The following is an 8,924-nucleotide window of genomic DNA, read 5'->3' as shown; positions in this document are numbered from 1 at the left end:
CCCCCCGCGTCCCCACCGCCGGCGACATCCTCGCCGCCGCCCAAGCCGCCGTGGAAGCCGCCCAGAACGCCGCGGGCCAAGCCCTCGACTCCGCCCAGGTCACCGCCACCACCGCCTTCGACACCGCGGTCCGCCTCCCACCCGCCTCCATCCAACTGGCCGCCCAACTCCCCGACCTCATCGAAAGCCTCACCACCGCCGTCAACCGCCTCAACGCCACCATCGACCGCCTCGACCGCACCCTCGCCCTGGCCGAACCCGCCTTCGTCGCCTACGACAAAATGCTCACCCGCCTCGAATCCCTCACCGCCCTCGGCGAAGAAGTCTTCACCCGCCTCGACAAACTCCCCGGCATCTCCCTGCTGGGCCGCTTCACCAAAGGCCAACCCGCCGAATCCGAACCGCTCGAAGACAAACCCCGCCGCCCCGGTCGCAAGTAGAGGACTGTTAGCCGCGAGACGGGAGCGGGGTCCTGGGTTCGGTGGCCAGGCCGGGGAGAGCGCGGAGGGGTGCGGATGCCTTCCAGAGCATTTCGCGGTATTCGTCGGCGGGGTCCGAGTCGAGGACGATTGCGCCGCCCGCGCCTACGCGCCAGTGGCCGTGGTGGCGGACCGCGGTGCGGATGACGATATTGAGGTCGGCGGTGCCGCCCAGGCCCAGGAAGCCGATGGTGCCGGAGTAGATGCCTCGGGCCTCGGATTCGAGGGTGTCGATGATTTCGAGGGTGCGGAGTTTGGGGGCGCCGGTCATGGAGCCGCCCGGAAAACAGGCTCGGAGGCAGTCGATTACGGAAAGGCTGGGGCGCAGGGTGCCTCGGATGGTGGAGACCAGCTGGTGCAGGGTGGTGTAGGTTTCGACGGCCATCAGGTGGGGGACGTGGACGGAACCGATTTCGCAGACGCGGCCGAGGTCGTTGCGGAGCAGATCGACGATCATGAGGTTCTCGGCGCGGGTTTTGGGATTGCGGGCCAATTCGGCTGCGAGGGCGGCGTCTTCGGCAGGGGTGTGGCCGCGCGGTGCGGTGCCCTTGATGGGTTTCGTTTCGACGGTGCGGTGGCGGTCCACCTTGAGGAAGCGCTCGGGGGAAGAGCACGCCACCTCGAGGTCGGCGAAGCGGAGGAAGGCGGCGTAGGGGGCCGGGTTGCTACGGCGCAGGGTGCGATAGACGGTGAGGCCGTCGGCGTCGCCCGGGGGATAGGCGCTGTCGGTGATGCAGATTTCGTAGGACTCGCCCGCCAGCAGCTGCTCCCGGCAGGCGGCGACATCGGCGAGATAGCGGTCGCGGCCTCGGGTCAGGAAGGGCGCGACGGTCGCCTCGTCCATGTGCAATTCGAGGGGAGCCGGATTCTCCCAGGTCGGAAGGGTTTCCACGATCGCGCGGGTGGCGGTGAGCCAATCCTGGGCGGCGGCAGTGGATTCCGGTTCGGACAAGGCGAGCAGGTGGGTGCGGCCCGCCTCGTGGTCCACCACGATCAGGCGGTCGGCGAAGATCCACTGCGCGTCGGGGGTGGGGGCGCGGTGCACCGCCTGCGCGCCGCAGTCGGCCTTCATCTCGTAGCCGAGGTAGCCGACGTAGCCGCCCGCGAAATCGAAAGGCACCTCCGGGAAGTCGATCTCGCGGCGGCGTAGCTCGCCGGATAGGTAGTCGAGGATCCCGCCCGGCACGCTGCGGTGACCGGCCGCGGATTCGATGTCGACGTGGCCGCTGCCGACCCGGTAGCGCACCACCTCGGCCAGCGGGCCGGAGACGTCGCCGAGGAAGGAGAAGCGATCCAGGCCGGGCTCCACGTGCTCGCTGTCGAGCCAGAAGGCATGCGGGGAAGTCGAATACAGGGCATCGAATACGGCCTCGGCGTCGACCGCGCGGTCGATCACCGTCTGCTCGACGCGGTAGCGGATCGGCTCGGTGATCGCGGGCGGAATCGAGATCGGCTCGGGTACCACGACCCGTCCGGTCGCTCGCGAAACACCTTGACGTCGTTGATATTCGGCCGTTAGCTCGGCGAAGTTCCGCAGCAGCAGCTCACCGTGCTCGCTGGAAATCGACTCCGGATGGAACTGCACCCCCCATTGCGGCCGACTCCGATGCCGCACCCCCATGATCACCCCGTCCGGCGCGGTCGCGGTCACCTCCAACTCCTCCGGCAGCGGCCGCCCCGCGCACAGCGAGTGATACCGCACCGCCGAGAAGTCCTGCGGCACACCGGCGAACAGCTCCCGCCCGTCATGCGTGATCCGATCCGGATACCCGTGCCGGGCGCGCGGCGCGGCCACCACGCTCCCGCCCGCCGCGAGCACGATCCCCTGATGCCCCAGGCACACACCCAGCAACGGCAACTCCGCCCGCGCGATCAATTCCGCCGAGATCCCGAAGTCGCGGGAAATATCGGGCCGTCCGGGCCCTGGGGAGATGACGATGTTGTCGAATCCGTCGAGCCCCAAATCCTCGAGCGACCCCACCTCGTCATTGCGCACGACCACGGGCTCGCTCCCGTTCACCTGGCTGAGCAGCTGATACAGGTTGTAGGTGAACGAGTCGTAGTTGTCGATCAACAGGGTGCGCATTTGCTCGGCAACATTACGCCTGCGCCCCCGGAACACCGCGCCGCGACCTGGGTGAACGAGGCCCGCGCCACTACTGCGGGCGGACGCCTTCAGTTTCCCGTGCGGCCTACGGCACAATGGGCGGCATGTCTGTAGCGCAGCCGGTCGAAGTGGATCGTGACGTCGTCGATTTCGCCATTGTCGGCAAATGGATGGAAGAGCAGGGCTTGCCCGGCGGGGAGTTCGAGGAGGTGCGCCCGCTCGGCGGCGGCACCCAGAACATCATGCTGCGCTTCTCCCGCGGCGGCCGCGACTACGTGCTGCGGCGCGGGCCCAAGCATCTGCGTTCGGCCAGCAACACCGTCATCCAGCGCGAATCCCGCATCCTCGGCGCGCTCGGCGACACCGAGATCCGCGCACCCAAGGTGATCGCGGCCTGCCCGGACGAATCCGTGCTCGGCGCGTCCTTCTATCTGATGGAGCCCATCACCGGCTTCAACCCGCAGAATGAACTCCCCGAGCTGCACGCCTCCGACCCGGAAGTGCGTCGCCGGATGGGACTCTCGGCCGTCGAGGCCATCGCCCGCCTCGGCTCCCTCGACCACGAGGCGCTGGGCCTGGCCGACTACGGCAAGCCGGAGGGCTTCCTGGAACGCCAGGTCCCGCGCTGGCTCAAGGAACTCGACTCCTACAGCGTCAACGAGGGCTATCCGGGCCCGGAGATCCCGGGCGTGGAGCAGGTCGGCGAATGGCTCGACCGCAACCGGCCGACCACCGCGAAACCCGGCATTCTGCACGGCGACTGCCACCTGGCCAACATGATGTTCTCCTTCGACGGCCCCGAGGTGGTGGCCATGGTCGACTGGGAGATGTCCACCATCGGCGATCCGATGCTGGATCTGGGCTGGCAGATCGCCACCCGCCCCGAGCCCGGCACCACCGGCGCGGCGCTGGTCGGCTCGCTCGGCGCGGTGGGCGGCCTGCCCACCATCGAGGAGATGGTCGCCCACTACGGGCGGTTCTCGGAGCGCGACCTGAGCCACGTCACCTGGTACAGCGTGCTGGCCTGCTTCAAGCTGGGCATCGTGCTGGAGGGCACGCACGCGCGGGCCTTCGCGGGCAAGGCCCCCAAGCAGGTCGGCGATTTCCTGCACGCCATCACCCTGGAGCTGTTCGAGAAGGCGCACCGCTGGATGGAGTGACAGCAAACGTGTCGCCATCTTGACGGCGGTTGGCAGAATATATGTGGCAGATAAATTAACGCCAACGTATGTTATCTGCCATGCCGATCGTTCCTGATGCCAAAGACTGGACCTGGGTGCTCGAACGCGCCTGCGCCGACTGCGGATTCGACCCCGACGCCACCGCCTTCGAGGCCGTGCCGGGGTTGACCCGCGACAGCGCGGCCCGCTTGGCCGCCGCTTTGGAACGGCCGGACGCGACCCAGCGTCCCGACGACTCGACGTGGTCGACCCTGGAGTACGCCGCCCACGTCCGCGACGTGTGCCTGATCTTCGGCCACCGGCTCGACATCGCCCGCACCGGCGGCGCCCGGCCCGGCCCCGTGATCGGCGGCTACGACACCACGGTCACGGTGGGGGACAACGGGATTCCCATGTTCGCCAACTGGGACCAGGACACGACGGCGGTGGCCGAGAACTACGCCGCCGCCGAAACCGCCGCGGTCGCCGCCGAACTCGCGGCCGCCGCCGAAACCGTCGCCCGCGCCTTCGAATCCGTGCCCGAGGACGAGCGCGACAAGGCGGCGCTGCGCAGCAACGGTTCCGCGTTCACCATCGACTCGATGGCCCGCTACTTCATCCACGACCTCGTGCACCACGTACACGACGTCCGCGGATAACCCCGGTCAACTACAGCGCAGCAGGGCCTCGCGCAGATTCCGGGAGCGGACATCGTCGAGGACCGCCATGCCCAGGCGGTTCATCACGTAGCCGAAGCCGAGACCCGTTGCCGGATCGGCGAATCCGAACGAGCCGCCGTAGCCGGTGGTGCCGTAGGCGCGCTTGTCGGAGCCGAACCGGAAACTGCCCCGGGACTTGCGGAAGCCCAGGTGGTAGCGGCTCGGGGTGAGCAGCACCAGATCCTCGGCGGGCACATCGTCGGCGGTGTCGCCGATCGCCAAGCGGTCCAGCACCTCCCGGTCGATGGGCAGCTCGCCGGTCTGCTTGGCGGCCGCGCCGTACACCCGGGCCAGTGCCCGGGCGGTGCCGACGCCGCCGGCGGCCGGACTCTCCACCGAGAGGAATTCGCGCCGGGTCGCCCGGGCGGGCGCGCCGACCTGCGGGCTGTTCAACGCCCGGAACGACAGTCCCCGCTTGCTGTAGAGCTGAATCCCGATGCGCACGGGGAGGTCTCGCTCGTAGCGCAGGATGTCGATGCCCTGGGTCGAGGCCAGTGTCGCCACCCGGTCCAGTGAAATCTCTTCCGGAAGGCCGATATAGAACTCCGCGCCCAGCGGGTCGGCGATGTCCTCGGCGAAGATCCGGCCCAGCGTCCGATGCTGCGGATCCACCCGCCGCAACAGCTCACCCTGATACAGCCCGGCCGTGATCGGGTGATAGCCGTGCCGGGTTCCCGGCCGCCACAACGGTTTCTGCTCGGCGAGCACGGCCGCCATGTGATCCAGATCGGCCATATCGCTGAGCCGGAACGGCCGGTCCAGCGCCGCCAGCCCGGCCTGATGGTCGAGCAGCTGCCGCACGGTGATCGTTTCCTTGCCGTGCGCGGCGAACTCCGGCCAGTGCAGCGCCACCGGATCCTCGTAGGCGAGCAGACCCCGCGACACCGCCGAGGCCACCGCGAACGCGGTCATCCCCTTGGTCGAGGACCACACCGGGGCCATGGTGTCGCGCTCCCACTCCACCCGCCGCTTGCGATCCTTGTGCCCCGCCCACAGATCCACCACCGGCCGGTCCCCGTCGAATACGGCCACCGCCGCACCGATCTCGCCGTGCCGGGTGAAATTGCGGCGGAACGCGTCGGCGACCGGGCCGAAGCCCGGTTCCACCTCGCCGTGGATCGTGACCTGCTCACTCATGATGTGACCGATCGTAACCGGTACCGGCCGCCGGGCGGGGCCCCTGTTTCCCCAGCGCACAACTGCGACGCCAGCGCATAACTGATGCCCCCGCGAATAGCCGTGACACGAGACCCTGATGGATGGAATGCGCCTCTGAGCAGGTAGCGTGGCCGTACATGCCCGGAATCCAGCGGATTACCTCCACATTGCTGCGGACCAAACCCGTCGAACAGCTCACCTCCGACGGCGAGCACAGCGCACTGCGCCGCAGCATGGGCCTGATTCCACTGATCTCGCTGTCGGTCGGCGCGACCCTGGGCACCGGCATCTTCGTCGTCCTCGGCGAGGCCGCGCCGCTGGCCGGACCCGCCGTGGTCGTCTCCTTCGTGATCGCCGCACTGGCCGCGCTGTTCTCGGCGCTGTCGTATGCCGAACTCGCCAGTGCCGTGCCGGTGTCCGGATCGGCCTACTCCTATACCTATGCGACGCTGGGCGAGATCGTGGCCTGGGTTTGCGGCTGGTGCCTGCTGCTCGAGTACGGCGTCTCGGTGGCGGCGGTGGCCGTCGGCTGGGGCGCGTACCTCAACGAATTCCTCGGATCGACCGTCGGCTGGCGGATTCCGGATGTGCTGGCGCAGCCGCCCGGCGACGGCGGGGTGTTCAATCTGCCCGCGTTCATCGTCGTAGTGCTCGCGACCGTGGTGCTGCTGGGCGGGATTCGCGAGAGTTCGCGGGTCACCACCATCACCACCATGATCAAGATCGCGGTGCTGATCTTCTTCGTGTGCGTCGCGGTCACCGCGTTCACCTCCTCGAACCTGCACCCCTTCTCGCCCTACGGCGTCTCCGGCATCGGCGCGGCCGCGTCCATGGTGTTCTTCTCCTTCATCGGCTTCGACGCCGCCTCCACCGCGGGCGAGGAGGCCAAGAACCCGCAGCGAGATCTGCCGCGCGCCATCATCATTTCGCTCGGCATCGTGACGCTGATGTACGTGCTGGTGGCGCTCACCGCGGTCGGTGCGGTCGGGGTGGACGACGTGAGCAGCTCGGGTGCGTCGCTGGCCACCGTGCTGGAACAGGTCACCGGGCGCGGGTGGCCCGCCACCATCCTCGCGGGCGGCGCGGTCATCGCCATCGCCTCGGTCGTGCTGACCGTGCTGTACGGGCAGACCCGCATCCTGGTCGCCATGTCGCGCGACGGGCTCATGCCCAAGGTGCTCTCCCGGGTCGGGCAGAAGCGGGTGCCGACGGTCAACACCCTGATCGTCGGCGGCGTGGTGGCCGTGCTCTCGGCGCTGGTGCCGCTCGGAGAACTGGTGAACGCCACCAATATCGGCACGCTGGTGTCGTTCGCGCTGGTGAACATCGGCGTGCTGGTGCTGCGCCGCACCAAGCCCGAGCTGCCGCGCTCGTTCCGGACGCTGGTGCCGCTGGTGCCTGTGTGCGGCGTGCTCATGTGCGTGTGGCTGCTCATCCACCTGCCGGGCGTGACCTGGCTGGCGTTCACGCTGTGGTCGGCGGTCGGGCTGGTCGTGTACTTCGGCTACGGCCGCCGTCGCTCGGCGCTGAACCGGGCCGCGGCCGTCGAAGTGGCTGCGCCGGAAGTGCATTCGTAGCCCGCCGACCCCGGTACCGGGTGGTTTGCCCGGGCTCGTAGGCTCGATGGCGTGCGAGCGCTGGAACAGATTCGACAGTGGCCGGTCCGGAACGCGGCGGCGGGTGTCGTCGTGCGCGGCAAGGGCACGGTGGACACCGAGGGCGACACCGCGAAGGTCTTTCCCCTCGCCTCGGTGACCAAACCGCTTGTGGCGTACGGGGTTCTGGTCGCGGTCGAAGAGGGCGCGATCGAGCTCGACCAGCCCGCCGGGCCACCCGGATCCACCGTGCGGCACCTGCTGGCGCACACCTCCGGAATGGCATTCGACACCACCGACGTGCTGGCCAAGCCGGGCGCCAAGCGCATCTACTCCAGCGCCGGGTTCGAGGTGCTCGCGGATTTCGTTGCGGCACAGACCGGTATCCCGTTCGACCAGTACCTGCGCGAGGCCGTCTTCGAGCCGCTGGGCATGAGCTCCTCCGCGCTGGTCGGTCCCGCCGGGCATGCCGGTCGCTCCTCGGTCGCAGATCTGCTGCGGTTCGCCGGGGAATTGCTGGAACCGGTGGTCGTGAGTGCTGAATTGGTTTCCGAAGCAAGCACAGTGCAATTTCCGGATCGCAATGGCGTGCTGCCCGGATACGGCTCGCAGCGACCCAACGACTGGGGGCTGGGATTCGAAATTCGCGACCACAAGATTCCGCACTGGACCGGCAGCACGAACTCGCCGCGGACTTTCGGGCACTTCGGGCAGTCCGGAACATTCCTCTGGGTCGATCCGGACGTCGGCATGGCGTGTCTCTCGCTGGCGGACGAAAATTTCGGTGATTGGGCCCGTGTGGCCTGGCCGCCCCTCAGCGATGCCGTGATCGCGGAGTTTGGGTAGTCCTCGACACGGGCATTAAGTAACACACGCAACACCGGGCACTCCAGTAAACTCGGGCAACGCCGAGCTCGAGCAGGGGCCGTTGGGGAAGACGTCCCTCGTCGAGCCGGAGGTGTCAGTGGTGCACGCGTCTAGTCAGTTCGCGGAAGCGACGTCTGGGGTCGTCTATATCCATTCGTCGCCGGCGGCGCTGTGCCCGCACATCGAATGGGCGCTGACCTCCACGCTCAAGGCTCCCGCGAAACTCCGCTGGACGGCACAGCCCGCAGACCCCGGACAGCTGCGCGCCACCACCGATTGGTACGGCCCGGTCGGTACCGGAGGCAGATTAGCCAGAGCATTGCGAGATTGGCCGGTGCTCTATTTCGAGGTGACCGAGGATCCCAGTGAGGGCGTGGACGGCGAGCGCTTCTCCTTCGTCCCCGGCCTCGGCCTCTGGAACGGTGCGACCGGCGCCAGCGGCGACATCATGGTCGGTGAGAACCGCCTGCGCGCCATCGTCGCCCAGGCCCGCGCCCACGGCCGCAACTCCGCCGCCGAGATCGCCGCCGAGATCGACCGCGCCCTCGGCACCGCCTGGGACGACATCCTCGACCCGTACCGCCTCGGCGGCGACGGCGCCGAAGTCACCTGGCTGCGCCGCGACGTCGGCTGACCTGGCACTGCCACGCCAATCGCGCGTGCCTACCTTCGCGATCGCGGCGAACCGGGCAGAATGCCCAGGGGAGGGGCAGCCGACGAGGAGGCTTTTCGTGCGGACCACAGCGATCGCGGGCGCGGCCCTGGCCCTGACAACGGCCTTCGCCCTCACCGCCTGCAACGACTCCACCAAAACCGCCGACGCCCCGCCCGCCGCCACC

At 68.6% G+C, this 8,924-nt stretch carries 8 protein-coding genes; 6 read left to right on the top strand and 2 right to left on the bottom strand.

What is annotated here, in order from left to right; genetic code table 11:
- Window positions 1-440 (top strand): hypothetical protein (locus tag ACAM49_RS36090; RefSeq protein WP_369640025.1); only part of this gene is annotated, 440 nt, incomplete at its 5' end.
- 7 nt (window positions 441-447) lie between these two features.
- Here the strand turns inward: ACAM49_RS36090 and pabB are convergent.
- On the bottom strand, window positions 448-2,565 hold the full coding sequence (gene pabB / locus ACAM49_RS36085) for an aminodeoxychorismate synthase (protein WP_369640024.1): 2,118 nt from the start codon (window positions 2,563-2,565) through the stop codon (window positions 448-450).
- Between the two features lie 116 nt (window positions 2,566-2,681).
- On the opposite strand from pabB, the gene ACAM49_RS36080 reads away from it, so the two are divergent.
- A complete protein-coding gene (locus ACAM49_RS36080; RefSeq protein ID WP_369640023.1) occupies window positions 2,682-3,746 on the top strand; it encodes a phosphotransferase family protein in 1,065 nt (354 codons plus the stop codon).
- 80 nt (window positions 3,747-3,826) lie between these two features.
- Window positions 3,827-4,405: a DinB family protein gene (locus tag ACAM49_RS36075; RefSeq protein ID WP_369640022.1), complete on the top strand. Its 579-nt coding sequence runs from the start codon at window positions 3,827-3,829 to the stop codon at window positions 4,403-4,405.
- Between the two features lie 6 nt (window positions 4,406-4,411).
- Here ACAM49_RS36075 and ACAM49_RS36070 read toward each other — a convergent pair whose 3' ends face one another.
- Window positions 4,412-5,602: a serine hydrolase domain-containing protein gene (locus ACAM49_RS36070; protein WP_369640021.1), complete on the bottom strand. Its 1,191-nt coding sequence runs from the start codon at window positions 5,600-5,602 to the stop codon at window positions 4,412-4,414.
- 158 nt (window positions 5,603-5,760) lie between these two features.
- Here ACAM49_RS36070 and ACAM49_RS36065 point away from each other — a divergent pair, with 158 nt between their 5' ends.
- From ACAM49_RS36065 to ACAM49_RS36055, 3 genes are all read left to right on the top strand, one after another.
- Window positions 5,761-7,200, top strand: coding sequence for an amino acid permease (locus tag ACAM49_RS36065; protein WP_369640020.1), 1,440 nt, complete (start codon window positions 5,761-5,763; stop codon window positions 7,198-7,200).
- A gap of 51 nt (window positions 7,201-7,251) precedes the next feature.
- Window positions 7,252-8,064: a serine hydrolase domain-containing protein gene (locus ACAM49_RS36060; RefSeq protein ID WP_369640019.1), complete on the top strand. Its 813-nt coding sequence runs from the start codon at window positions 7,252-7,254 to the stop codon at window positions 8,062-8,064.
- Between the two features lie 121 nt (window positions 8,065-8,185).
- Window positions 8,186-8,719: a DUF3145 domain-containing protein gene (locus ACAM49_RS36055; RefSeq protein WP_040804128.1), complete on the top strand. Its 534-nt coding sequence runs from the start codon at window positions 8,186-8,188 to the stop codon at window positions 8,717-8,719.
- The last annotated feature ends 205 nt before the right edge of the window (window positions 8,720-8,924 follow it).

It is taken from the genome of Nocardia sp. JMUB6875 (assembly GCF_041154655.1).
Taxonomy (GTDB): Bacteria; Actinomycetota; Actinomycetes; order Mycobacteriales; family Mycobacteriaceae; genus Nocardia.
This window is presented reverse-complemented; position numbering and strand designations above follow the sequence as displayed.

Coding starts and splice junctions, on each gene's coding strand:
- ACAM49_RS36065 (WP_369640020.1), top strand. CDS start 5,761: ATGCCCGGAATCCAGCGGATTACCTCCACATTGCTGCGGACCAAACCC.
- ACAM49_RS36080 (WP_369640023.1), top strand. CDS start 2,682: ATGGGCGGCATGTCTGTAGCGCAGCCGGTCGAAGTGGATCGTGACGTC.
- pabB (WP_369640024.1), bottom strand. CDS start 2,565: ATGCGCACCCTGTTGATCGACAACTACGACTCGTTCACCTACAACCTG.
- ACAM49_RS36075 (WP_369640022.1), top strand. CDS start 3,827: ATGCCGATCGTTCCTGATGCCAAAGACTGGACCTGGGTGCTCGAACGC.
- ACAM49_RS36070 (WP_369640021.1), bottom strand. CDS start 5,602: ATGAGTGAGCAGGTCACGATCCACGGCGAGGTGGAACCGGGCTTCGGC.